At 36.0% G+C, this 24,946-nt stretch carries 24 protein-coding genes and 1 pseudogene; 19 read left to right on the top strand and 6 right to left on the bottom strand.

All coding sequences use genetic code 11. The features are described 5' to 3' along the window. Positions 1 to 129: 129 nt before the first annotated feature. The 6 genes from H8A87_RS04515 to H8A87_RS04540 form a co-directional block, all read right to left on the bottom strand. Positions 130 to 1,119 carry a sulfate ABC transporter substrate-binding protein gene (locus H8A87_RS04515; protein ID WP_198688946.1) on the bottom strand — a complete coding sequence of 330 codons (990 nt, stop codon included), beginning with the start codon at positions 1,117 to 1,119 and terminating at the stop codon, positions 130 to 132. A gap of 265 nt (positions 1,120 to 1,384) precedes the next feature. After that, entirely contained in the window at positions 1,385 to 2,362 is a 978-nt protein-coding gene (gene pfkA, locus H8A87_RS04520) for a 6-phosphofructokinase (RefSeq protein WP_198688805.1), read from the bottom strand. A 220-nt stretch (positions 2,363 to 2,582) separates the two neighbouring features. Then, positions 2,583 to 3,482, bottom strand: a complete 900-nt coding sequence (gene fieF, locus H8A87_RS04525; RefSeq protein ID WP_198688806.1) for a CDF family cation-efflux transporter FieF — start codon at positions 3,480 to 3,482, stop codon at positions 2,583 to 2,585. Between the two features lie 27 nt (positions 3,483 to 3,509). Further along, a complete protein-coding gene (locus H8A87_RS04530) occupies positions 3,510 to 4,454 on the bottom strand; it encodes a phosphatidate cytidylyltransferase (RefSeq protein WP_198688807.1) in 945 nt (314 codons plus the stop codon). Continuing rightward, on the bottom strand, positions 4,451 to 5,092 hold the full coding sequence (locus H8A87_RS04535) for a lysophospholipid acyltransferase family protein (protein ID WP_198688808.1): 642 nt from the start codon (positions 5,090 to 5,092) through the stop codon (positions 4,451 to 4,453). The genes H8A87_RS04530 and H8A87_RS04535 overlap by 4 nt, the downstream gene beginning before the upstream one ends. Before the next feature lie 246 nt (positions 5,093 to 5,338). Beyond that, entirely contained in the window at positions 5,339 to 5,842 is a 504-nt protein-coding gene (locus H8A87_RS04540; protein WP_198688809.1) for a Spy/CpxP family protein refolding chaperone, read from the bottom strand. A gap of 152 nt (positions 5,843 to 5,994) precedes the next feature. Between H8A87_RS04540 and cpxR the strand changes: the two genes are divergently transcribed. From cpxR to H8A87_RS04630, 19 genes and pseudogenes are all read left to right on the top strand, one after another. Beyond that, positions 5,995 to 6,687 (top strand): envelope stress response regulator transcription factor CpxR, encoded by a 693-nt coding sequence (gene cpxR, locus H8A87_RS04545; protein ID WP_198688810.1) that lies wholly within the window; start codon positions 5,995 to 5,997, stop codon positions 6,685 to 6,687. Beyond that, a complete protein-coding gene (gene cpxA, locus H8A87_RS04550) occupies positions 6,684 to 8,066 on the top strand; it encodes an envelope stress sensor histidine kinase CpxA (protein WP_198688811.1) in 1,383 nt (460 codons plus the stop codon). The genes cpxR and cpxA overlap by 4 nt, the downstream gene beginning before the upstream one ends. Before the next feature lie 308 nt (positions 8,067 to 8,374). Then, a complete protein-coding gene (rfbB, locus tag H8A87_RS04555) occupies positions 8,375 to 9,451 on the top strand; it encodes a dTDP-glucose 4,6-dehydratase (protein ID WP_198688812.1) in 1,077 nt (358 codons plus the stop codon). Positions 9,452 to 9,453: 2 nt separating this feature from the next. Beyond that, positions 9,454 to 10,317, top strand: a complete 864-nt coding sequence (gene rfbA / locus H8A87_RS04560) for a glucose-1-phosphate thymidylyltransferase RfbA (RefSeq protein ID WP_198688813.1) — start codon at positions 9,454 to 9,456, stop codon at positions 10,315 to 10,317. A gap of 13 nt (positions 10,318 to 10,330) precedes the next feature. Beyond that, positions 10,331 to 10,879: a dTDP-4-dehydrorhamnose 3,5-epimerase gene (rfbC, locus tag H8A87_RS04565; protein ID WP_198688814.1), complete on the top strand. Its 549-nt coding sequence runs from the start codon at positions 10,331 to 10,333 to the stop codon at positions 10,877 to 10,879. Between the two features lie 5 nt (positions 10,880 to 10,884). Next, entirely contained in the window at positions 10,885 to 11,715 is an 831-nt protein-coding gene (locus tag H8A87_RS04570; RefSeq protein WP_198688815.1) for an NAD-dependent epimerase/dehydratase family protein, read from the top strand. Beyond that, positions 11,712 to 13,187: a lipopolysaccharide biosynthesis protein gene (locus H8A87_RS04575; protein ID WP_198688816.1), complete on the top strand. Its 1,476-nt coding sequence runs from the start codon at positions 11,712 to 11,714 to the stop codon at positions 13,185 to 13,187. Before H8A87_RS04570 ends, H8A87_RS04575 begins: the two co-directional genes overlap by 4 nt. A 552-nt stretch (positions 13,188 to 13,739) precedes the next feature. Next, on the top strand, positions 13,740 to 14,369 hold the full coding sequence (locus H8A87_RS04580; RefSeq protein WP_198688817.1) for a DapH/DapD/GlmU-related protein: 630 nt from the start codon (positions 13,740 to 13,742) through the stop codon (positions 14,367 to 14,369). A gap of 5 nt (positions 14,370 to 14,374) precedes the next feature. After that, complete coding sequence (locus H8A87_RS04585; RefSeq protein WP_198688818.1) at positions 14,375 to 15,271, top strand: glycosyltransferase family 2 protein; 897 nt, start codon at positions 14,375 to 14,377, stop codon at positions 15,269 to 15,271. A gap of 7 nt (positions 15,272 to 15,278) precedes the next feature. Then, positions 15,279 to 16,253, top strand: coding sequence for an EpsG family protein (locus H8A87_RS04590; protein WP_232370075.1), 975 nt, complete (start codon positions 15,279 to 15,281; stop codon positions 16,251 to 16,253). After that, a complete protein-coding gene (locus tag H8A87_RS20295) occupies positions 16,240 to 17,343 on the top strand; it encodes a glycosyltransferase (RefSeq protein WP_198688820.1) in 1,104 nt (367 codons plus the stop codon). The genes H8A87_RS04590 and H8A87_RS20295 overlap by 14 nt, the downstream gene beginning before the upstream one ends. A 2-nt stretch (positions 17,344 to 17,345) precedes the next feature. Further along, on the top strand, positions 17,346 to 17,951 hold the full coding sequence (locus H8A87_RS04600; RefSeq protein WP_198688821.1) for a DapH/DapD/GlmU-related protein: 606 nt from the start codon (positions 17,346 to 17,348) through the stop codon (positions 17,949 to 17,951). A gap of 39 nt (positions 17,952 to 17,990) precedes the next feature. Then, entirely contained in the window at positions 17,991 to 18,989 is a 999-nt protein-coding gene (locus H8A87_RS04605; RefSeq protein WP_198688822.1) for a CgeB family protein, read from the top strand. A 15-nt stretch (positions 18,990 to 19,004) separates the two neighbouring features. Then, positions 19,005 to 20,423 (top strand): mannose-1-phosphate guanylyltransferase/mannose-6-phosphate isomerase, encoded by a 1,419-nt coding sequence (locus H8A87_RS04610; protein WP_198688823.1) that lies wholly within the window; start codon positions 19,005 to 19,007, stop codon positions 20,421 to 20,423. 41 nt (positions 20,424 to 20,464) lie between these two features. Continuing rightward, on the top strand, positions 20,465 to 21,832 hold the full coding sequence (locus H8A87_RS04615; protein ID WP_198688824.1) for a phosphohexomutase domain-containing protein: 1,368 nt from the start codon (positions 20,465 to 20,467) through the stop codon (positions 21,830 to 21,832). A 103-nt stretch (positions 21,833 to 21,935) separates the two neighbouring features. Beyond that, complete coding sequence (locus H8A87_RS04620; RefSeq protein ID WP_198688825.1) at positions 21,936 to 22,889, top strand: NAD-dependent epimerase/dehydratase family protein; 954 nt, start codon at positions 21,936 to 21,938, stop codon at positions 22,887 to 22,889. A 79-nt stretch (positions 22,890 to 22,968) separates the two neighbouring features. Next, on the top strand, positions 22,969 to 23,433 hold the full coding sequence (gene trmL / locus H8A87_RS04625; RefSeq protein WP_198688826.1) for a tRNA (uridine(34)/cytosine(34)/5-carboxymethylaminomethyluridine(34)-2'-O)-methyltransferase TrmL: 465 nt from the start codon (positions 22,969 to 22,971) through the stop codon (positions 23,431 to 23,433). A gap of 139 nt (positions 23,434 to 23,572) precedes the next feature. Further along, a pseudogene (locus H8A87_RS20610) lies at positions 23,573 to 23,815 on the top strand (IS982 family transposase); the annotation flags it as partial. 376 nt (positions 23,816 to 24,191) lie between these two features. Beyond that, positions 24,192 to 24,899 carry a LicD family protein gene (locus tag H8A87_RS04630; protein WP_198688827.1) on the top strand — a complete coding sequence of 236 codons (708 nt, stop codon included), beginning with the start codon at positions 24,192 to 24,194 and terminating at the stop codon, positions 24,897 to 24,899. Positions 24,900 to 24,946 lie beyond the last annotated feature (47 nt).

Here is a 24,946-nt window from a genome sequence, read left to right on the forward strand (position 1 = left end):
ACCGCAAATACCGCAGAAATGACTCAACCGCCACGGAATATGTCTCGTGGCGGTCTTTTCTCACCAAACTCGATCCGCCAAACGATCGCTCAGTAAAACAATCTATCTGTAAAACAATCGACTCAATGATTAACGACGGATAATTTCATCAAAAGTCCCACCCGTAGCAAAATGTTGCTTCTGTGCTTTATCCCAGCCACCAAAAACTTCATCAATCGTAAAGAGTTTCAGATCCGGAAAAACAGCATGATATTTTTCTGCGATAGCTTTATCGCGTGGGCGATAATAGTTCTTGGCCGCAATCTCCTGACCAGTAGGGGAATAAAGATATTTCAGATATTCCGTTGCCAGCTCCCGCGTTCCCCGCTTATCAACCACCTTGTCGACGACAGAAACCGTAGGCTCTGCCAGAATAGAAATGTTTGGCGTAACGATTTCAAATTTGCCCTTACCCAAAGCATTAATCGCCAGCAGTGCTTCGTTTTCCCACGCAATCAGCACATCACCAATCCCGCGTTCCACAAAGGTATTCGTTGCACCGCGCGCCCCGGAATCCAGCACTTCGACATTTTTATAGAGTGATTTCACAAATTCTTTGGCTTTATCCTGATCCTGATGGTTATGTGCCAATCCATATCCCCAAGCAGCCAGATAATTCCAACGCGCACCACCAGAAGTCTTCGGATTCGGTGTAACAACAGAGACATCAGAACGAATTAAATCCGACCAATCCTTTATCTGTTTGGGATTTCCTTTTCTCACCAAAAAAACAATAGTTGATGTATAAGGTGCCGAGTTATCCGGCAGACGTTTAATCCAATGCTTATCAATACGACCACGTTCTGCAATGGCGTCCACATCATACGCCAGCGCCAGTGTCACGACATCCGCCTGAAGGCCATTGATAACAGAAGTTGCCTGCTTGCCAGAGCCACCGTGTGATTGGCGGATCTTCACCTCATCCCCCGTTTTTTTATGCCAGTATTCGCTGAATGCCTGATCATACTGCTGGTATAATTCACGAGTCGGATCATAGGATACATTCAAGAGTTGGATCTCTTTTGCCCATGCACTGCTTGCCCATATACTGACCGTCAACAATGCGGTAACCAATGCCATCAAGAATACCGCCGGCACACCATCCCCTCTCGTGCTTGTGTTCATAACCTTTGCACTCATAACCCTTGCATTCATAACCCTTATATTCATAATCACAGTGACATGCTCCCCTAAGCTATTATGATTTTTCACCATAAAACTGACAGAAAGCGTTATTACGCAGAAATAATTTAAAATTTCTGCTTATGCGCAAGAAGAATATGAGAAATGAGACAGCCACATCATGTGGCTGTCTCTGAAGAAGGGTTTTGTAGATAAGAAAGGATTAGTAGAGTTTTTTCGCTGTTTCCAGCCAATCTTTCTTAAAGATACGCTGCATATTCTGAACCGCATCAATGATATCGTGATGAATAAGTTTCTCGTTCTGGATACCAACACAACGACCCCCTTGCCCTTCCAACAATAGCTGGACGGAATAAGCGCCCATACGGGAAGCAAGAATCCGGTCATAGGCGACAGGCGCACCACCACGTTGAATATGCCCCAGTACCGTTGCACGGGTTTCATGGCGAGTTTCCGCTTCAATATACTTCGCCAACTCAGCAACATCGCAAACATGTTCAGTGATAGCAACAATCGCGTGACGCTTGCCTTTTTGAATTCCTGCCTTAATTTCAACCAGCAGTTCTTCACGATCAAATGGGGTTTCACTCTCAGGCAGAACAATAAACTCACATCCACCCGCAATGGCCGCCGATAAGGTCAAATCACCACAATAACGCCCCATCACTTCAACAATGGAGATACGCTTGTGGGAAGTTGAGGTATCGCGCAGACGGTCAATCGCTTCTACCACTGTCTCCAGTGCCGTGAAATAACCAATGGTGTAATCTGTGCCCGCAACATCATTGTCAATCGTCCCCGGTAGCCCAATACAAGGGAAGCCCGCTTCGGTCAGCTTCTTCGCGCCTAAATAAGAACCATCGCCCCCAATCACCACCAAAGCATCAATCTCATTCTTGCGCATGTTTTCAATGGCAATTTCCCGGACTTTATCATTCCTGAACTCAGGGAAACGAGCTGATCCCAAAAACGTGCCGCCACGGTTAATCATGTCGGAAACGCTAAAGCGGTCGAGCTTCTTCATGCGGTTTTCATACAACCCCAGATAGCCATCATAAATGCCGAAAACTTCCAACCCTTCGGTTAAAGCGGCACGAACAACACCACGAATAGCGGCGTTCATGCCAGGCGCATCACCGCCACTCGTTAAGACTCCGATTCTTTTAATCTTGTTGATCATGATGACCTCTGACTTGTAGATGCATTATTTGTAGGTATAGCATTTGCCAATCTGCTGACTGCTTCCCTAAAGGGGAAGATTTACGGCGATTTTGCGAAACCTGATTGTCACTTCATTAGCTGAATTGATTCAACAGCAACTATGATACGGAAAAACACCCAGTCTGCATTAAGATTATGTCTAATTTTTGACGATCTTTTGATTATGAATAAATTCACCATCAATCCCAACGATTTTTATGCTCCTCGGGAACAACGGAGCAAGGATCTTGGTGAATAATAATATCGGCACCCGGAAACCTGTTCCGCAGTTTATTTTCAATCCCCTCTGCCAAAGCATGGGCCTGCACCAATGGCAAATTATCATCTATCTCCAGATGAAACTGGATAAAACGAGTCGGCCCTGATTGGCGGGTTCGCAGATCATGCCCACCTGCGACGCCGGGATAACTCTGGATAATCCCAAGAATTTCCTGCCGCTCTTCATCCGGCAAGGCGCGATCAAGCAAAGATTGCACAGCATCATACCCCATCCGTAACGCACTATAGAGGATATAGATCCCAATCCCCAAGGCAAATAGCGCATCCGCACGTTTAAAACCATACAGGCTCAAAATCAGCGCCACTAAAATTGCCCCATTCATCAATAGATCGGACTTATAGTGCAACATATCCGCACGAATCGCCTGACTTTGGGTTTTATTAATCACCCATCTCTGAAACGTCACCAAACATAATGTTGACATCAAGGCAATGACGATGACCCAGATACCTATCACCGCGTGCTCTAATGGCTTGGGGGAAAATAAATGCTGAAAGCCCGTCAAAAACAGGAAAATCGCCGAACCGGAGATAAACATACTTTGAGCCAGCGCCGCCAGTGATTCGGCCTTACCATGCCCAAAAGTATGCTCTTCATCAGCAGGTTTAAGTGAATAACGCACAGCAAAAAAATTGGTTAAGGATGCGGCCAAGTCAACCAAAGAATCGACCAGCGCTGCCAATAAACTCACCGACCCCGTAAGCCACCATGAAAAAACCTTGACGATCAACAACACACTGGCCAGCACCGTTGCCGCTAACGCAGCGGTACTGACCCATCGCCCATAATTTATACTCATTGACTACAGCCCTTCGGTTATTTAGTCTCAGGTATAAAAATAGCGCGTCAGGTGAAAAAATATAGGGGCAGCAAAGCAAAGCGAGTCAATTCTGTCTAACATCCCGCCATGCCCTTCAATCATTCCGCCAAAATCCTTCACCCCACTGTCTCGTTTAATCGCCGACATACACACACCACCGATAAACCCCATCAGAGTGATTGCCAACGACATCAATCCCGCTTCCCACGGGGAAAATGGTGTTACCCAAAACAGCGACATTCCCAACAGCACAGAAGCTAAAATCCCTCCAACAAATCCCTCAACCGTTTTATTGGGACTGAGTTTCGGCACAATCGGACGTTTGCCAAATAACTTCCCGAATACGTACTGCAAAACATCGGACATTTGCACTACAATCATCAGAAACAGCAACAGCTTGATATTTTGATCCTTGTACTCTGGAATATCCAACATCAACAACGCTGGCGCATGACTGATGGCAAACACCGTCACCAGCATTCCCCACTCGATTTTGGCTGTTCGCTCCAGAAAATGCGTTGTATCCCCAACCAAAGCAATACGGGCTGGCAGGAACAGGAATACATACACGGGAATAAACACCGAGAATAGCCCGTACCATTGCACGCCGACCAAGGCATACTGCACAGGTATAAAAATAAAGAAACACCAGAACAGGGCTTCATGATCACTACGGCGAGTAGGTGTTAGCGTGATAAATTCGCGCAAGGCAAAAAATGACATCACAGCAAACAAGATGACCGACCCTATTGGCCCAATAATAATAGCCACCACACAGATGATACACATCATCCACCAGCCACGAATTCGGGCATTCAGATTATCAATGGTAGCATTGCTCCTCTCCCCCGAATACCGGAAGGCCAAAATGCCGCCAATTACACTGGCGACAACTAAAACCCCAAATATTCCCCCCAGCAACAGCATCAAATCAGGATCGCTCTTCGTCATAGCACTAACTCCTTTAATGCAGACTGGGCACGTTGCAGGAACTCTTCCTTACTTTCACCTTCGCCCAATTTACCCAGTGGCTTACCAAATGTGACCGAGCAAATGATTGGCACCAGCAATTTCTTTCCTTTCGGCAGGGCACGGTTCAAATTTTCCAGATAAACCGGCACAACTTCAGCATCGGGATATTTACGAACCAGATGATACAGACCACTCTTGAACGGATTGATTTGCTCACCATCTCCCCGAGTTCCCTCCGGAAAGATAATCAAAGACTCTTTTTTCGCCAAAATCGCCTCCAAAGGCGCAAGCATCGCCCCTTTCGGCGAGTGTTCTCCATGACGTTCAATTAATACCGAACGAAATACCTTATGAATGAGATAACGACGTAACTTGGTTTTATCCCAATAATCACGGGCAGCGACAGGATGAACCAAATGACGCAACGCGAGCGGAAGCCCAGACCAAATCACCAATCCATCAAGATGACTGGAGTGATTAGCATAATAAATACGGCTCGCAATTGATGGTTTACAGCCAATCCATCGCGCCTGTACACCAGTTAAAAGACGACATAAGCCTGATAGCGTGACACCCATGACTTTCGACAATAGACTGATTTTACGAGGGTTATCCATATTGGGTATCCTTATCCCTTTTATGTGAGATGACTTTTTAGTTAACGAAGTGATAGAGCTTAAGATAATCAAGATTGGTCAAGATAACAACAGATTGGAGGAGTATTAATTAATAAACAATGCTTTTATTTCAGTGAGAGATTTATCTAAAAAAAAGCCCCACAAGGGGGCTGAAAGACAGGGATGGTGTCTATGGCAAGGAAAATCGTTGTTGATGATATTGTGTATCAAAGTACTAGCAAAAATTCAGTCCATTCCTTGAGCTATACGCGTTTCATAGCGTTTCTGTAATAGCGCATTCTGCTCCGGTGTTAACAGTTGATATATCTGGTTGCGAATACGCGCGATTTCTACGCCCAGCTCAACATTCTTTTTTGCTATTTTTTCAAGCTGCAACCGAACTGCAGCTTCATCAAAATTCTTTGCAGTCAAAAGTTCATGCATCTTTTGACGCTCAACTCGCATTTCGAGCAACGATTGCTCATTCAGATGTTGCTTTTTCACTAAATTCCACATCTGCTGACGTTGCTGTTCAGTTAATGTTATTCCACCGAAGACATAACTATAGTTGTAGTTATGTTCATCACTACGGTGATAACTAAAATCCCTCTTATGACCACCGCATGGCATACAATACGACGAGGAACTTGGAGCCTCAGGAACATTATCCGTATCAGCAGTTTCAGCTAAGGCCACTGTTGTTCCAAGAACAACCATTGACGCTAGAGCCAATATTGCTATGTTACGCATTAAATCTCCCCGCTGTTTCGAACAGCAGCATTCGATTCAGTGCGGATAACTATAACCCTGCGGCTGCAAACTAGCGTCAGAGCATGTAAAAGAACGTAAAGTCATGGAATAGCGGAGTTTGTTATCGTATTTTGCTCTTGGAGGAAGAATTAATGCATAAAATCTTATTAGTTGATGATGACCGCGAGCTGACATCTCTATTAAAAGAGTTGCTCGAGATGGAAGGATTCAATGTTGTTATCGCCCATGATGGCGAGCAGGCTTTACAATATATCGATCCTTCAATTGACCTGTTATTGCTGGACATCATGATGCCACGCAAGAACGGCATTGAGACGCTTAAAGAGCTACGGCAATACCATCAGACCCCCGTTATCATGTTAACGGCACGTGGAAGCGACTTAGACCGTGTTTTGGGATTAGAACTGGGAGCTGATGACTATCTCCCGAAACCTTTTAATGATCGCGAGCTAGTTGCCCGCATACGTGCGATATTGCGTCGATCCAACTGGAGCGAGCAACAAGCTGATATCGGGACACCTATACTTGAAGTCGACAAACTGCAACTCAACCCTGGGCGTCAGGAGGCCAGTTTTGACGGTACGATTTTGGATCTCACCGGAACAGAGTTCACTCTGCTATATTTATTAGCGCAACATTTGGGACAAGTCGTTTCCCGTGAACATTTAAGTCAGGAAGTATTGGGGAAACGCTTAACTCCTTTTGATCGAGCCATTGATATGCACATTTCTAATTTACGTCGTAAATTACCAAATCGAACTGACGAACTTCCATGGTTTAAGACATTACGTGGCCGTGGATACTTAATGGTTTCCGCAAAATGATCAACAGCTTGACAGCCCGTATATTCGCAATTTTCTGGCTCACACTTGCACTTGTCCTGATGGTGGCCTTAATGGCCCCCAAACTGGATTCACGACAATTAACTCCACTTCTGGACAGTGAATATCAGCAGGGGAAAAAACTGGCAAAGCAAATAGAAGAAGAATTAACACGCTACCCTGCGAATGACATGTTCTGGTGGCTACGGCTGGATCGCACTATTGCCCAGCTGACGCCACCGGGCCAACGTTTGCTCCTCGTCACCAGTGAAGGGCGTATCATTGACATTGACATTGATACCCAATCCCGCCAGATACAAGTTGTCCGCAACTTTATTGGACAATCTGATAACGCGGATCACCCTAAAAAGAAAAAATATGGTCGCTCCGAAATACTCGGCCCTTTTTCTATCCGCGACGGTGAAGATCAGTACCAGCTCTACCTGGTCAGGCCGGCGGGCAGTCCCCAATCAGACTTTATTAACTTAATGTTTGATCGGCCATTTTTACTGCCAGCGGCAACCATGTTAATCAGCGCCCCATTACTATTATGGCTGGCATGGAGCTTGGCAAAACCGGCTCGTAAATTAAAAAATGCGGCAGATGACGTCGCGAAAGGAAACTTACGGCAACACCCTGAGCTAGAATCCGGCCCACAAGAATTTTTGGCTGCGGGCAGTAGCTTCAACCAGATGATTAGCGCACTGGAAAGCATGGTCACCGCTCAACAACGGCTTATTTCCGATATCTCCCATGAACTACGCACACCGCTTACGCGCTTACAATTGGCAACAGCCTTACTGCGCCGACGTCACGGTGAATGCAAAGAACTGCAACGTATCGAAACAGAGACCCAGCGTCTGGATGGAATGATTAATGACCTGTTAGTACTTTCCCGCAATCAACATAAAAACGAATTACTACGCGAGAATATCAAAGCCTACGATGTATGGCATGACATCTTGGAGAACGCCAAATTCGAAGTCGAGCAAATGAACAAAACGCTGGATATCGTTTCTCCTCCTGGTAATTGGGTAATTTATTGCAACCCGGCAACCCTTGGCAGCGCACTGGAAAATATCGTCCGTAACGCGCTTCGTTACTCCAGCAGCCATATCGCAGTTGCATTTAAAGCAGATAACCAAGGCGTGACGATTACGGTTGATGATGATGGTCCGGGAGTTAGCCCAGAAGACCGAGAACATATCTTCCGGCCGTTTTATCGGACAGATGAAGCAAGGGATAGAGAGTCTGGGGGAACGGGGCTGGGGCTAGCAATAGTTGAGACTGCTGTGAGTCAGCATCGAGGCTGGGTGAGAGCAGAAGATAGTTCTTTGGGCGGATTACGGTTAGTGATTTGGTTGCCGCTGCATGGAAGGTAAACAGAGTCCGCCTTGAGATTTAGTTAGTTGCGATGTGTAGCAATGAAAGGAAAAAGATTATTGTGCTTGACCTTAAGGCATCAAGGGACTAACCTCGTCGCGGCTTAACGCAAATCATTGATATGTTAATTTTTGTTAAATGGAAAAATCCTTTTATATTAATTAGTTAAGTAAAATCATTACGCACAGCAGGCACTCTGGGAGCCGTAACCTAGTGCGGTAGCTTTGATTAAGCATCGCAAAATATATTCCATAAAACTTCCTTTCCGATTCTGCATCAATACTAAAATCAACTGAAAAACTCAAAAATGAAAATTCTGGTTACTGGTGGAGCAGGTTTTATTGGCTCTGCATTAATTCGACATATTATCAACCATACTAATGATAGCGTTATTAATGTTGATAAACTTACTTATGCAGGCAATTTAGAATCACTCAAAGAAATTGACAATAGTCCACGGTATTCTTTTGAAAAAGCAGATATTTGTGATCGCAATGGGCTAGATAACATATTAGAGCAATACCAGCCTGATGCTATTATGCATTTAGCTGCCGAAAGCCATGTTGATCGCTCAATCAGTGGCCCTAGTGATTTTATTGAAACCAATATTATTGGTACTTACACCCTTCTGGAAGCCACAAGAAATTATTGGCAACAATTGCCTGAAGACAAAAAAAACAAATTCATTTTTCACCATATTTCAACTGATGAAGTATATGGTGATTTACCTCATCCAGACCAATTCCCAGATGGTTCTTCACTTCCTTTATTTACCGAAACAACGGCCTATGCCCCAAGTAGCCCTTACTCAGCATCAAAAGCATCCAGCGATCATTTAGTCAGGGCATGGCACAGAACCTATGGACTACCAACAATAGTAACCAACTGTTCTAATAATTATGGGCCTTACCATTTTCCAGAAAAATTGATTCCTCTAGTTATCCTAAATGCATTAGAAGGAAAATCCTTACCAGTCTATGGCAAAGGAGAGCAAATTCGAGATTGGTTATATGTTGAGGATCATGCTAGAGCACTACATTTAGTTATGAGTAGTGGTAAAAATGGCGAGACTTATAATATTGGCGGTCATAACGAAAAAACTAACCTCGAAGTTGTCGAGAAAATTTGCCATATTTTGGATGAACTCGTTCCCAAAGAAATTTCGTACAAAAAACAAATTACTTTTGTTTCTGATCGACCTGGGCATGATCGTCGCTATGCTATTGATGCAACAAAAATTAAATCTGAATTAGATTGGATACCATTTGAGACTTTTGAAAGTGGCCTCCAAAAAACAGTGAAGTGGTACCTAACCAACAAAAAATGGTACAGTAATATCCAAAGAAAAGCTTACAAATATCAACAATCAGATTTGGGGAAATAAAATTGAAAGGAATTATTCTAGCTGGAGGTTCAGGAAGTCGTCTATATCCTATTACAAAAGGTATTTCTAAACAGTTACTTCCTGTCTACGACAAGCCAATGATATATTATCCCTTATCTGTCCTAATGCTTGCCGGAATTCGTAACATATTAATTATAACCACTCCAGAAGATAATATTAGCTTTAAACGTCTTTTAGGAGATGGAAGCCAATTTGGAATTAATATTCAATATACTATACAACCGTCACCTGATGGATTAGCTCAAGCATTTATTCTAGGTGAAGAATTCATTGGAAGTGATCAAGTTTGCCTTGTTCTAGGTGATAATATCTTTTTTGGTCAATCATTTGGAAATCAGTTAAAAAAAGTCTGTGCTCATACAGAAGGTGCTACTGTATTTGGCTATCAAGTGATGGATCCTGAAAGATTTGGTGTAGTTGAGTTTAACGACTGTTTCCAAGCTTTATCTATAGAAGAAAAACCACAGCATCCAAAATCTAATTGGGCAGTAACTGGATTATATTTCTATGATAATAATGTCATTAACATAGCGAAAAGTATAAAACCATCCAAGCGTGGTGAATTAGAAATAACAAGCATAAATCAAGCATATCTTGAAAAAGGCCTACTACGAGTAGAACAGTTAGGACGTGGCTTCGCATGGCTAGATACCGGAACCCACGATTCCTTATTAGATGCATCTCAATTTGTCCAAACAGTCGAAAAAAGACAAAGATTTAAAATTGCCTGCTTAGAAGAAATTGCATTTAATCAAGGATGGATGAGTAAAGATATGATCGAAGAAATTGGAAATAAACTGTCTAAGACTGGGTATGGTCAATACTTATTAAACTTATCTAAATAATCATGTAGATACTATGAATATAATCCAAACAAAAATAGAAGATTTACTAATAATTGAACCCAAGATATTCAATGATGAACGTGGTTTTTTCTATGAAACATATCAAAAACAACGATATAAATCTGCTGATGTTTCTACTGATTTCGTACAAGATAACCGCTCTCGCTCTGGTAAAGGAATTTTGAGGGGACTACATTTTCAAAAAACTAAACCACAAGGAAAGCTAGTCACAGTTACACACGGTGCTGTATTTGACGTGGCGGTTGATTTGCGACCTAATTCACCAACATTTGGTCAACATGAATCAATTATTTTAACTGGTGAAAATCATCTCCAATTTTATATTCCTCCTGGATTTGCACATGGATTTTGTGTCTTAAGCGAATTTGCTGATTTTCAATATAAGTGCACTGATTATTATGATCCAGCCGACGAAAGTGGCCTCTTGTGGTCTGATCCTAAACTTTCTATCGACTGGCCTATTGACTCACCCATTTTATCGCCTAAAGATCAGGCTCTACCCAAATTTGATGAAATTAAAGAAAAATTACTTCAAGGATGATTATAATGGGAAAGTTCACTGTATTTGGCGGCCGTGGTTTTATTGGTTCCAAAATCGTGGAAATATTACTAGAGCAAGGACATAAGGTATGGATTCCCCTTAGAGGCGACGACAATATTTTAAAAAAACCTCTCGGAACCGTTATATATTGTGCAGGTAATGGAAATTGCCAAGATACTCCTTTTGATGTCTTCGAAGCTAACACATGCTTATTGGCCAATATTTTAAAAAAATCACAATTCAACCAGCTACTATATATATCGTCAACTCGTGTATATATGAATAATCAAGCTGCGAGTGAAAATAAAGATTTAAAGGTCTGTGTAGATGATAGCCGTCGATTATTTAATTTAACAAAATTAGTTGCCGAAGAACTATGCCTTAAAAGTGGCAGAAATATTTGTATAGTACGTCCTAGTAATGTATATGGCGTTGCATTAAATAGTCCTTTATTCTTACCATCCATCACACGTAATGCAATAAAGAATGGGAAAATTGACATGTATATAAAACATAATTATGCTAAGGATTATGTTTCTGTCACCGATGTAGCTAATGCTAGTATATATTTGTCGAATAAAAAAGAAGCCATTGGAAAGATTATTAATATTGCTGCTGGCTATAATGTTACAGCTGAAAAAATAGCAAATACTTTGCAAAAAAATACTCAATGTAAAGTAATCTGGCACCAAATTGAACTCCCAGATGAAAACTTCCCAATAATTGATATCTCTCTACTCAAACAACTAATGCCTTCATGTTCGCCTCGTGATGTGATAGACGATCTTGAAAAGATGATTCATAGTTTTAGAATAGAATTGAGTACCATACAATGAGTGGTTTTAAACGGCTCATCAAAAATTCAGTCGCTAATATAATAAATGGATTTTCTAATGTTATTATGGGGATAATTATATCCCCTTTTCTTTTATCGACACTATCAATTGATGAGTTTTCCATATGGAGTCTAATGCTACAAGTTGGTGCATTTTTTTCTTTACTCGGATTTGGCAGCCAGGTTGCAGTATCTCGTTATATAACAATTGCGAAAACAAATAAAAACTGTTCTGAAGAATACAAAACTATAAAAAATGGCCTACGACTATGCCTAATTAGTATATTTATTGCTATAATAATACTACTTCTAGTATGTTTCTCATTTAAGAGTATATTCAATGAGATTGATTATGAAGAAATTAAGAATGTAGAGTTATCTTTCTTTTTAGTTTCTCTTTCATTTATATTTGGTTTAGTACCTTCAATATTTTTCGGTTATTTTATGGGTATAGAAAGAAATGATATACCTGCAACTATCAACCTAATTTCCAGAATAATAATTGGAGCAGGAATTATAATTTCATCAGCACATGGCATATTCTATATGTCCTGTTTGTATTTTTTACTAAATTCAATTTCCTATATATGTATCTATCTTGTTTATAAGAAGAAAACCACTTTCACAAAAGATTATTCTAAACACAACCAGCCAACATTCAGAGAATTTATTTCATATTGTTTTGGTATCTCTGTTTTCAATTTTTCTATGTTTTTAATTACAGGATTAAACAGTATACTTGTTGGTAAATATGCATTTAAAGAGTTTGCGTTTTACTCATTAGCTATGACTCTAACTTCAACAGCAATCGGTTTTTTAGCTGCGGGGCTTACACCTATTCTTCAACCACTTATAAAATCCTCTCAGAACAATGAAGATAAAAATATCAGTAATATAGTCTATTGTTTAACAATAATAATTTTATTAATAATCATAATTACTATTTCTATAATTCCATTCATTGGATACCCTATATTAACTTTATGGTTAGGCCATAATATATCAGATAATACTTACGATATATTCCTTTGTCTATTATCAGTTAGCTTAATAAGAATGATTGGGGCTCCTTTAAGTTTATTGTATATAGCAAAAGCCAAACAAAATGAAATAATGTACATACCCTTTATTGAGGGTGTAATAAGTGTACTCCTAACAATTTTCCTTATACAACATTATGGAATGTATGCAGTTCCAATCAGCATGGCTTGCGCAATAATTATTATACTATTTATATATTATTTTAGGTTATTAAAAATACTAACTATAAATCCTTACCAAAATAAATTTAAATTAATTTTCTTACTGACCCCACCTATATTAGTAGGTATGGTTTATATATCTTTTTATAAACATTTGGTAAATTATGACACTGCTTTGATAAAAATAATCACTATAATGACATCATTGTTTATACTAAATGAGCTTAAGAAAAAGGTCTTGGAGCTAAGAAATTATCTAAGGAATCAATAATGACTAAAAAAGCATTACAAGATTATATTAAACATTTCAGAATGGAACTTGTAAACAAGACAATTAATATAAACCATGTACAACTCTTGGTATAGCAAGAATTGAGAGTTATATAGCCGAACTATAAATTAATGCAATTTTCCTAGGAGCAGATTCTTATTGTTCAGATATTAGTCTTATGTATCGGTTATACTAGTGGTCATGACGTTAAAGCGTTAATTTTATACTTATATTATTGCGCTTTTTAATGGAAATATCATAATGACCGTTATAATAAAAATTAATTGCCGATATTGTGGATATGACAATGAATGGCTCTGGTGTGGGGACACAGGCTGTATGTTAGGTATCGGTATCAATATACAGTAGTACGCACATTAAAAAGCTCTCGCCAAAAAAAGTAACATCACGATAGGCCGCTTATGACGATATCACGCTTATCTGTGAATTAGATGAACATTTTTGGAATTATAACCATTATTCTATATAGAACAAAAGAAAATTTATTTACAATAAACTTTTAACATTAAAATTTATCCAAGGATATAAATAATGAAAAAAATATTCTCTAAATTATTTAAAAAAAACATTTTTGACTATATATATTTTATTGAAATTTTCATTCCATATCTAAAAACACAAATTTTATATAAATATCTATTTAAGAAAGTCGGGAATAACTCATGGATAAAGTGTCCAGATAGGATTTTTAATGCTGGTTCAATAGAGATTGGGAGTCAGGTAAAAATTGAAAAAGGGTCTATATTATACGCTGTGAATAAATATGCTGATAAGACATACAATGGTAAAATAATCATAGGTGACGGGGTATATGCAAATCGTTATTTTAATATAACCGCGGCTGAATCAGTTATTATTGGTCATAATGTATCTTTTGGTCCGAATGTTTTTATAAATGATTTCGATCATAGTTTTGAGGATATTGGAATTAACATAATTATATCACCTTTGAAATGTAAGGGCGGTGTATATATAGGAGACGGCTCCTGGATTGGGGCTAATGTGTTTATAACCGGTGGTGTAACCATTGGAAAACATTGTGTTATCGCTGCAAATAGTGTGGTAACGAAGAGCTTTCCAGATTATTCAGTGGTTGCAGGAATTCCTGCAAAAATAATAAAAAAATATTGCCATGAAGATAAAATGTGGGTCAAGGTTTAATGACAATGAAAAATAATAAAGTAGGTCTAGTAACTGTTCTTTATAATGCTCCAGAAGTATTAGAAGATTTTTTCTTTAGTATTTCATCTCAAGAGTTTAAAAATTATCATCTTTACATCATAGATAATAGCACTACCCCAGAACCATTAAGAACAACAAAAAAATTAATTCATCAATATTCATTAGAACATGTTACTTTAATTGATAATAAAAGCAACAATGTGGGTGTTGCAGCAGGAAATAACCAAGGAATTAAATCCGCACTAAAAGATGGATGTGATTATATATTATTAATTAATAACGATCTCATTTTTAAAAACCCCTGTGTTCTGTCTACTCTAATGCACATTACTATTGAAAAAAATGAAAAGATGGTTAGTCCATTAATACTCAATTATCCAGAGAAGAAAATCTGGTATGCGGGCGGATATTTTGATGAATACCGAGCATTAGCACCTCATAAATACGTAAATAAAAATCCTAAAACTATTAAAGAGAATTTTCCAATTTATCATGAATATGCACCTACATGTTTTTTAATTATTCATCGCTCTGTTTTTGAAAAAAGTGGGTTAATAGATGAAAGTTATTTTGCATATTATGATGATACTGATTTTTTATATAGGGCCCATAAAAATGGATTTACAGTAAGGCTGATCCCTGATGTAAAAATTTACCATAAAGTTAGTATTTCAACTGGAGGAAATACGAGTTTTTTTGGGGCCTATTATCTAACTAGAAATAGACTTTTTTTTGCTAAAAAATGCTTAAAATTCCCTAAAAGAGAAATTAGTTTAGCGTATACAATCATAACAAGAATAATTATTATTATGTTTAGCAAAAGCAAGACAGATATTAAGAAGGCTCTAATAAAAGGAATATTGGATGGGATAAGGATGTAAAAATAAAATGTCATTGTATTCAGTATCCTTTCTTTATATTCCTCTGTTACTCCTCATTTTTTCATCTGAACGACAAGAGAGGTTTATTAAAAGTACCTTACTATTATTCTATAGTATTTTTGTGTTTTCTTATATTAATTCCGGCCCAGATCATATTGTTTATCAATGGATATATGAAAATGAACCTCTGGAACCTAAGTTTGAAATAATTTACACCTATATTTCTTATATATCAAATTTACTGAATTTTAACTATCATCAATTTCTTATTGTGAACAAGGTAATAAACATAATTATATTAGGCACTGCTATATTTTACCTTGATAAACATAAATTATTATTTTTTATGGGGATGTATATACCTACATCATTTATTACTTTTGAACTTAATTTACTTAGACAATCCCTTGCATTACATTTTGGATTACTTTTCATCATTTTTTTCATGAAAAAAAAGAAATTAAAATCGTATATATATATAGTTTTTTCTATATTATCTCATACAACCTCCTTATTGACAGCATTCATTTTTATAAAAAAAACAAACAAAAACGCATTGCTATTACTAGTGCTAATATTAGGTTTGTCTCTATACCTGAATTTTCCATATATAATTAATAAATTTTTGGAATATAAAAAAGCAGGAGCAATAAATATAAGACCTAGCATATTATCATTACAAACATTAATTTTATTGTTAGTTCCATTCTTTTTCTTTTCAGTCAAAAAAGATAAAATAACAATATTTATGTATTTTTTTATTTGTTTATCATCTATTATCCCTTTGATGATTAGAATTTATCCAATTGCATTATTACTGTTATTACCCGTAATAAATAAACCAAGGGCGAAAAATCCTAAATTAATCATGGTGTTTTTTATAACTTTTTCTATATCTTTTACTTTAGGAAAAACTTACTTATTGCTACAAACAGATAGACAGTCAATAAAAGAAGGAATTTATACTCGTGGTTACGAATAAACAAAAAGATAACTCAGTAGCTTTTGTTTTAATGTCGGACAGAAATACAGCTATGTGGTTTTCTTTTACCGGTTTATATCATGCTATTAAAGAGGAAAAAATAGAAGCAGATTTTTATTTTCCTTCAAGAACACCCGAAACAGAAAAGGAATACAATAATAATTTATTTTTTTATGATTTTAAAAGCCCTATAAGAACTTCAATCTCAGTTTATTCTCTTGCTCGAAAAATAAACAAAAAAAATGGGAAAGTGATAATTTTTTCCCAAGGTATTTTTTCTGCACAATTAAGTGTTCTTATTAAAAAAAATATTGAAATCATTCCATGGGGTCATGAAATAAATAATTATATTAATAGAGCCGGTTTATTAAGAGGACTAAACTATTACTTATCCGATATGATAATGAATATTAAATCAAATACACTTATTGTATCGTCAGACGAATTAGTTAAAAAAGCCCAAGATAAATATCCTAAAAAAAATATAATTTATGTTTGCTTACCTTTATCTGGAGATTTTTTTCGCTTATTAAATAATAAAAAGGTAGTTGAATTAGATAAAGTGAAAAGTCTTAATATTCTTTTCTTTGGAAATTTGACACCTTACAAAGGATTACAACATTTAGATAAAATTATTTCAAAATTCAGCGATTCAGATTTATCTGTAACTATTATAGGAAGAGGTAACTTAGAAAAATTAGCGCCAAATTTATATTTGCACTCAACAAAAAATCTTAATGTTCAGTGGATAAACCATTTTGTTACAGCTGATGAAGTTGTACATGTATTAATCAAATCTGATTTTATGTTTGTAATGTATGACTCTGTGACTGCGACCTCTCAAATAGATATCGCTAATGCATTTGGTATTCCTGTTCTTGTCTCTGACTTAGATTTTTTCAAAAGAAAAGTAGAAAATGGAATAAATGGGTTTATTATAAAGCAAGACCACCTAGAGAAATTTATCAGATTACACATTGAAAATAATATAAAAATGAACAGAAATGAGATTATCTCATTTTATAAAGAAACTGGTATCAATAATAATTTGATACAATCATTAATTAGTAATAAAATTATAAGTAAATAAAAATGCTCTTAAAAATAAAAAGCTATTTTAAGCATTATAGATTACTAGGATGTATTTCATTATTTGTGAATTATATTTACACAAAAATATTTTTCCCTAAAGCTCGTTTGATACGGCGTCCTTTTGATATAAGAGGTTATTCATATATTGATATCTCAAACAATCTTACAACAGGGCATCATTGTAGAATAGAGGCTCATAATGAAGAAAACAGAGTTGTCTTGTTTATAGGAGAAAATTGTCAACTTAATGACTTTGTTCATATTGCAGCAGCAGAAAAAATAAAAATAGGCAATAACGTATTAATTGCAAGTCGTGTATTTATTAGTGATCTAAATCATGGTTCATATAGTGGAACACTACAATCACATCCAGAATCCATTTGCAATGAACGAGCGCTTAGTACATCTCCTGTAACAATTGAAGATAATGTTTGGCTAGGTGAAGGCGTTGTAGTACTACCAGGTGTATCAATTGGACGATGTTCTATTATTGGTGCAAATGCTGTAGTATCTCGAGATATTCCTCCATATTCTATTGCTGTTGGAAATCCGGCAAAAGTTATAAAACAATATAATAATTCTACAGAAAATTGGAATAGAGTATAAATCACTCCCTTACATAAACATATAATTAATATATCTGATATGAACGAGAATTCTTTTTTAAATAAGAAGATTGCTATTTTTTGTCCCAAATTTTTTGGGTATGACAAAAAAATAGTTCAACAACTAGAAAGTCTTGGTGCCAAGGTTAAACTCTATGATGATAAACCATCAAACAATACACTGTTTAAAATTATCATTAGATTAAGGTTGCATTACTTTGTCAATTCTACTATCCAAAAATATTATGATAACATTCTGTATGAACTAAAAAAGTCTCCTCCTGATCATATTTTATTTATGAATCCCGAAACTCTCAAATCTGAAATAATAAAAAAATTTAAGGATTCTTTGAATAAAACAAAATTTATTGTTTATATGTGGGATTCAATATTAAATAGGAAAAATGCCACTTCATACATAGATAAAGTAGATAGTTTTTTTAGTTTTGATCATAAAGATGCTAAAGAGCTTAGAATCGATTTTTTGCCGTTATTTTATTCCAATGATTACTCTATAAGAAACCATCGTCAAAAGTCTAAAGAAATATACGATATTTGTTTTATTGGCACTGCTCATAGCGAACGCCATCTATTATTAAATAAAGTAATTAGAACTATTAACTCTAAAGACATTTTTAAATTTCTCTATTGTCCGAATGTATTGGTTTTTTTTGTAAAAAAATACTTAACAAGAGAATTAAAAGGACTAAAAATAAATGATATATCATTTGTTCCAATGAAAACTGAAGATATTTTAAATGCCATTCATATATCTAAATGTGTTCTTGATGTACCACATTTAGCACAAAATGGACTTACAATTAGAACAATAGAAATGCTCGGAGCAGGGAAAAAAATAATCACAACAAACAAGGAGATATGTAATTATGATTTTTACAATAAAAATAACATTTATATATTAACAGAAGATAATTTTTCAGGTATAAATGATTTTATATCTAGTGAGTATCAACCTTTGCCTATTGAATTGTACGAAAAGTATAGTTTACAGTCTTGGTTGAAAATTGTTTTTAGTTAATCTGAATTATCTATTATGAATAAAATATTACCTGTAATCATGTCAGGAGGAATTGGCTCTCGACTATGGCCATTATCCCGGGAACAATATCCAAAACAGTTTCTAGCTTTAAATGACGAAGCTGGAAAGACTATGCTACAAACGACAATATTACGATTAAATGCTCTTTCATGTTTACATTCTTTTCCTTTGGTTATCTGTAATGAAGAACATCGTTTTTTAGTTGCAGAACAATTAAGAAAAATAAATAAGCTTAATAAAAATATTATATTAGAGCCTGAAGGGCGTAATACAGCCCCTACTATTGCACTAGCCGCTTTAGCTACCTTACAAGAGAAAAATGATCCGTTATTACTGATCTTGCCTGCTGATCATGTAATTCATGATAAAAATTCCTTTTATACTTCTATAAAAATGGCTATTCCTCATGCTGTAGCTGGTAAATTAGTAACTTTCGGCATAGTACCCACCTCTGCTGAAACTGGCTATGGCTACATTAAACGAGGTAATTTATTAACACATGATCTATCTTCGGAAATATTTCTAGTTGATAAGTTTGTTGAAAAACCTTGTTTAATACAGGCAGAACACTATATTAAAAGTGGCACTTACTATTGGAATAGTGGAATGTTTTTGTTCCGAGCGAGTCGTTATTTAGAAGAACTAAAAAAATTAAGTCCAGATATATATGACTCTTGTTCTAATTCAGTAGAAAATATTTTTCAGGATCTAGATTTCACTCGTGTTGACAAAACAGCTTTCCTGTCTTGTCCAAGTAATTCTATAGATTATGCAGTAATGGAAAATACAGATGATGCTGTAGTAGTACCTATGTCGGCAGGTTGGAATGATGTTGGCTCATGGTCATCTCTGTGGGATATCTCAGTTAAAGATGATTTTGGCAATGTAATACATGGAGATATAATTTCTTATGAAAGTTATGATAACTATCTACACTCAGATAGTGCATTATTAGCGACTATAGGTGTCAGAGATTTAACTATTATACAAACAGAAGATGCAATACTTGTAGCCCATAAGAATAAAACTCAAGATGTTAAATACATTGTAGAAAAATTAAAGAAAGATGGTCGACCTGAATATAAGAAACACCAATGCAGCTATCATACTTGGGGAACCGCTAAACTCATAGATTATAGTCCTTATCATCGTGTTAATAAACTAACAATAAAACCAAATGGACAGTTATCATTACAATCACACTATCATAGATCTGAGCATTGGGTGATTTTATCTGGTACTGCAGAGGTAATAAGAGGTTCGGAACTATTGCGCCTTACTAAAAATCAATCAATTTATATACCAGCAGGAGAGGCTCATTCTTTGAAGAACTCTGGACAAGTAAACCTTGAAGTTATTGAAATACAATCTGGTGATTACATTAGCGATATAGATATTATACGTTTACTATAAAGAAATTATAAATTATATTAATTAATGGTTATGAGGGATTGATGAAAGATAAACTCAATTGCTTTAAGGCTTATGATATTCGAGGTCAATTAGGTCAAGAACTAAATGAAGATATAGCCTATCGTATTGGGCGTGCCTATAGTGAATTTATTAAACCTAAATCTGTTGTTGTTGGACATGACTCACGCCTTACTAGTGAAAAACTTAAATTAGCTTTAAGCCGAGGTTTACAAGATTCTGGCACTGATGTGCTTGATATAGGACTTGCAGGTACAGAGGAAATTTATTTTGCAACTTTTTTTCTAGGTATTTGTGGTGGGATTGAAGTCACAGCTAGCCATAACCCTATTAATTATAATGGTATGAAATTAGTTAGAGAAGACGCAAAACCAATTAGTAGAGATTCCGGATTGAAAGAAATTCAATCTCTGGCAGAAATAAATAACTTTCCTAAAATTAATAATTCGCATCGAGGTGATTATAAAAAAATCTCTATTTTAGAAAGTTATATAGACCATATTCTAAATTATATTGACTTAAAGAAACTGAAACCTTTAAGACTTGTCATTAATAGTGGAAATGGAACAGCGGGTCATGTTATTGATGCTATAGAATATCGTTTTAAAGCACTAAATATCCCTGTTGAATTCATAAAAATACATCATGAATCTGATGGAACTTTTCCTAATGGAATTCCTAACCCATTATTACCAGAATGTCGAAAAGATACGTCTGAAGCTGTTATAACACATAATGCTGATATAGGCATTGCATTCGATGGAGATTTTGATCGTTGTTTCTTCTTTGATGAGAGAGGTAACTTTATCGAAGGTTATTATATAGTAGGATTATTAGCTGAGGCGTTTTTGAAGAATAACCCAGGGCAAAAAATTATTCATGATCCTCGCCTCACTTGGAATACTATAGATATAGTTACCTTATCTGATGGAATACCTATTATTTCCAAAGCAGGGCATTCTTTTATTAAAGAAAAAATGCGAAAAGAAAATGCTATTTATGGTGGTGAGATGAGTGCTCATCATTATTTCAGAGATTTTTCTTATTGTGATAGCGGTATGATTCCATGGTTATTAATAATAGAATTAGTTTCTATTAAAAAAATAAAACTTAGCCAATTGGTAAAGGAGCGCATTAATAAATACCCTTCATCTGGGGAAATAAATAAAAAATCTTTCTCCCCAGATGAAACAATTAATAATATTTTAAACATTTACCAGAAAGATGCCGTTGTTGATTATACTGATGGCATTAGCCTAGAGTTTTATGATTGGCGATTTAATTTAAGAATATCTAATACTGAGCCAGTTATTCGATTGAATGTCGAATCCAAAGGAGATTTTGAGTTAATGAAAAACAAGACAAAAGAAATTTTAGCGCTATTACCTTAATATAGGATATTCAAACGAAAACCATTAAATTAGATATTTATTATTAGAAAAATAAAATTAGATAATACCAATACTGTCAATCAATAATAAAAAGGTGATATTTATGATCATAATAATAGGAGGGTCTGGATTTATTGGTTCCAGACTATGCTCCATTTTAAAACAAGAAAAAATCCCATTCAAAATTGTTGATAAGAAAAAAAGCAAAGCATTTCTTAATAATTGGGAGTATGGCGATGTTACAAAACCAGAAACATTATTAAAACCACTAGAAAATTCTTCCATTATAATAAATTTAGCTGCTGAACATAAAGACAATGTTAACCCAATTAGTCTTTATTATGATGTAAATGTTCAAGGTGCTAAAAACGTATGTGAAATTGCCGAACAACTAAATATAAAACATATTGTTTTCACCTCATCTGTCGCAGTATATGGCTTCGTACAGAAAGAAACAGGCGAAGATGGCTCTTTTAATGCTTTTAATGACTATGGAAAATCTAAGTTAAAAGCAGAATATGTATACGATGCTTGGCAAGCAAAAGAAACCGATAGAACATTAGTAACCATCCGTCCTACCGTCATCTTTGGTGAAAATAATAGAGGCAATGTCTATAACCTATTCAAGCAAATAGCTTCTGGACGTTTCTTAATGATAGGTTCAGGTAATAACAAAAAATCTATGGCATACGTTGAAAATGTTGCGGCCTTCCTAAAATTCGCAACAACTTTTAGTACAGGACGCCATGTTTTCAATTATGTAGATAAACCTGACTTTACTATGAATGAATTAACAGATGTTATTTGTAATTCATTAGGGAAAACGAAATCTAATTTCCGAATTCCATATACAATAGGGATCTTAGGTGGTTATTGCTTTGATATTTTATCTAAAGTAATAAAAAAAGAATTTCCAATCAGTAGTATTAGAGTGAAAAAATTCTGTGCTCGTACACAATTTAAATCTGATACTATGGCTCAAACAGGATTCGTACCTCCAGTCACACTCGAACAAGGTATTGCTAACACAGTACAAACCGAATTTAAGCACCTATAATTTTTTATACTCCCTATTTTTGCTTTTTTCATTTTAGAATTCAAACCAGCAACCATAACTCCCTTAATTGGGAAATACCATGCTAAACATCGTCCTATTTGAACCAGAAATCCCGCCTAACACGGGCAACATTATCCGCCTTTGTGCCAACACTGGCTGTCAGCTTCATCTCATTCAACCGTTAGGTTTCACATGGGATGACAAACGCCTGCGTCGTGCAGGGTTGGATTACCATGAGTTCGCCAATATCAAGCAGCACCATGATTACAACGCATTCTTGGAAAGTGAAGGCCTTAGTCCGGTCAATTCACAATCCCCTTCTGGAGCACGTTTGTTTGCTTTAACAACAAAAGGCACTCCGGCACACAGTAATGTGGGTTATCGTGATGGTGATTACCTAATGTTCGGCCCGGAAACCCGTGAGTTGCCGTCTTATGTGTTAGATAACATGCCGCCTGAGCAGAAAATCAGGATCCCCATGCTACCGGACAGCCGCAGCATGAACCTATCCAATTCCGTTTCGGTAGTTGTGTCCGAAGCATAGCGGCAACTGGGTTACCCAGGGTCGTTATTGTGGGATTAATACGTAATATTATGTGAGGATTGCTTCAGGAAAGGAGCTAAAGTGCCTGAGGCATGATCAAAATTTTTGTCAAGAAAAAAAATAGTGGAGACCCTCAGGCATGTATACTTTAGAAGAACATTATTGCAACGTCGATGATTTTTGCCAACAATTTATCCTCTACTGATATCAACAGATTATCGAAAATGGTTTACTTAAACGTCATCGTTCCTCTTCTCTTTCGCTCAGTGAGGTCATAACCATTATCATTCTCTTTCATATGGGCCATTACCGGGACTTCAAAACATTTTATCTTTCCCATGTTCAACAAAATATTGCTGACGCTTTCCCGGAGTTGGTCAGTATTTGGTTATCAATGATTGTGGTGAACTTTCCACATAATCGATGCCGCAGGTTTAATAACAAGGAACTTCAGGAATTTTGTTGAAGAGAAATGCCGTTTATCATGCAGCGTAATCGGCTCATCCTGAGCGTTGGTCAGGCAAGATGAGAAACTAGAAATCAGGGGGAGGCTGTGATGCTGAGAAAAACAAGCCACTTAAATCAATTAGAGGTAATTACCTTGATACTTACCGCTCTTCCCAAGATATTCCGCAAGGCTATTCATCACTTTTTTAGTATCTCACCCCGAAAAAAGGAAAACGAGCTAGCTTTCCGGATTAATGATAATTTTCAAATATTGAATCCTACATCTTTAATTTAGTTAGGTATAAATAGCTATGACAATCAAAAAGATAAAAGAACTTTTAAATAAAAACGCTTACATTAGATATATTAAATTCATATTACTCCCTGCCATTCTCTCTAATAAGAAAAAGATAAAAAGAAACAAAAGATATCATAAATACAATCTTGCCGCATTATATTCATTCCAAGAAGCCATGAATGATATTAATAAAAAATTTTGGCTAGACTGGGGAACTTTACTTGGTGCTGTAAGAGAAAAAGGCTTTATAGAACATGATAATGATCTAGATTTTGGTATGTATTTGTCAGATTTCTCAGATGAAATTGAAAAGTCTCTAATTAAAAAAGGATTTGAAAAACTTAAAAAGTTTGAAAAAAATGGCGACAAAAAAGCTCTTGAGTTTACTTATTCTTTCAAAGGTGTTCAAGTTGATATTTTTTTCTACCAAAAAGAAGGAAACCATATGGTTTGTCATCATTTTGGTAAATTTGATGAGCCTACAATTAATAGCAATATCAAAGAGGGTACATGTATTACTTTCGAAAACTATTGTCCCCTATTTGAATTAACAGATTTAAAATTCCAAGGGAGACAATTTTCCATACCAAAAAATATAGTAGAATACTTAACTAATTATTACGGCACTGATTTCATGAAACCAGTGATAGAGACTGAATATATTCCTGATAAATATTCTTATACCAAACCCATTGGAGTTGGAAAGTACTACTTATATTGATCTTATTCAAATCATCATTGTTATTAAAATTCACTATGTTAGTTATT

Origin of the sequence: Xenorhabdus lircayensis, assembly GCF_016306625.1 — a bacterium.
Taxonomy (GTDB): Bacteria; Pseudomonadota; Gammaproteobacteria; order Enterobacterales; family Enterobacteriaceae; genus Xenorhabdus; species Xenorhabdus lircayensis.

Coding starts and splice junctions, on each gene's coding strand:
- H8A87_RS04515 (WP_198688946.1), bottom strand. CDS start 1,119: ATGGCATTGGTTACCGCATTGTTGACGGTCAGTATATGGGCAAGCAGT.
- pfkA (WP_198688805.1), bottom strand. CDS start 2,362: ATGATCAACAAGATTAAAAGAATCGGAGTCTTAACGAGTGGCGGTGAT.
- fieF (WP_198688806.1), bottom strand. CDS start 3,482: ATGAGTATAAATTATGGGCGATGGGTCAGTACCGCTGCGTTAGCGGCA.
- H8A87_RS04530 (WP_198688807.1), bottom strand. CDS start 4,454: ATGACGAAGAGCGATCCTGATTTGATGCTGTTGCTGGGGGGAATATTT.
- H8A87_RS04535 (WP_198688808.1), bottom strand. CDS start 5,092: ATGGATAACCCTCGTAAAATCAGTCTATTGTCGAAAGTCATGGGTGTC.
- H8A87_RS04540 (WP_198688809.1), bottom strand. CDS start 5,842: ATGCGTAACATAGCAATATTGGCTCTAGCGTCAATGGTTGTTCTTGGA.
- cpxR (WP_198688810.1), top strand. CDS start 5,995: ATGCATAAAATCTTATTAGTTGATGATGACCGCGAGCTGACATCTCTA.
- cpxA (WP_198688811.1), top strand. CDS start 6,684: ATGATCAACAGCTTGACAGCCCGTATATTCGCAATTTTCTGGCTCACA.
- rfbB (WP_198688812.1), top strand. CDS start 8,375: ATGAAAATTCTGGTTACTGGTGGAGCAGGTTTTATTGGCTCTGCATTA.
- rfbC (WP_198688814.1), top strand. CDS start 10,331: ATGAATATAATCCAAACAAAAATAGAAGATTTACTAATAATTGAACCC.
- H8A87_RS04570 (WP_198688815.1), top strand. CDS start 10,885: ATGGGAAAGTTCACTGTATTTGGCGGCCGTGGTTTTATTGGTTCCAAA.
- H8A87_RS04575 (WP_198688816.1), top strand. CDS start 11,712: ATGAGTGGTTTTAAACGGCTCATCAAAAATTCAGTCGCTAATATAATA.
- H8A87_RS04580 (WP_198688817.1), top strand. CDS start 13,740: ATGAAAAAAATATTCTCTAAATTATTTAAAAAAAACATTTTTGACTAT.
- H8A87_RS04585 (WP_198688818.1), top strand. CDS start 14,375: ATGAAAAATAATAAAGTAGGTCTAGTAACTGTTCTTTATAATGCTCCA.
- H8A87_RS04590 (WP_232370075.1), top strand. CDS start 15,279: ATGTCATTGTATTCAGTATCCTTTCTTTATATTCCTCTGTTACTCCTC.
- H8A87_RS04600 (WP_198688821.1), top strand. CDS start 17,346: ATGCTCTTAAAAATAAAAAGCTATTTTAAGCATTATAGATTACTAGGA.
- H8A87_RS04605 (WP_198688822.1), top strand. CDS start 17,991: ATGAACGAGAATTCTTTTTTAAATAAGAAGATTGCTATTTTTTGTCCC.
- H8A87_RS04610 (WP_198688823.1), top strand. CDS start 19,005: ATGAATAAAATATTACCTGTAATCATGTCAGGAGGAATTGGCTCTCGA.
- H8A87_RS04615 (WP_198688824.1), top strand. CDS start 20,465: ATGAAAGATAAACTCAATTGCTTTAAGGCTTATGATATTCGAGGTCAA.
- H8A87_RS04620 (WP_198688825.1), top strand. CDS start 21,936: ATGATCATAATAATAGGAGGGTCTGGATTTATTGGTTCCAGACTATGC.
- trmL (WP_198688826.1), top strand. CDS start 22,969: ATGCTAAACATCGTCCTATTTGAACCAGAAATCCCGCCTAACACGGGC.
- H8A87_RS04630 (WP_198688827.1), top strand. CDS start 24,192: ATGACAATCAAAAAGATAAAAGAACTTTTAAATAAAAACGCTTACATT.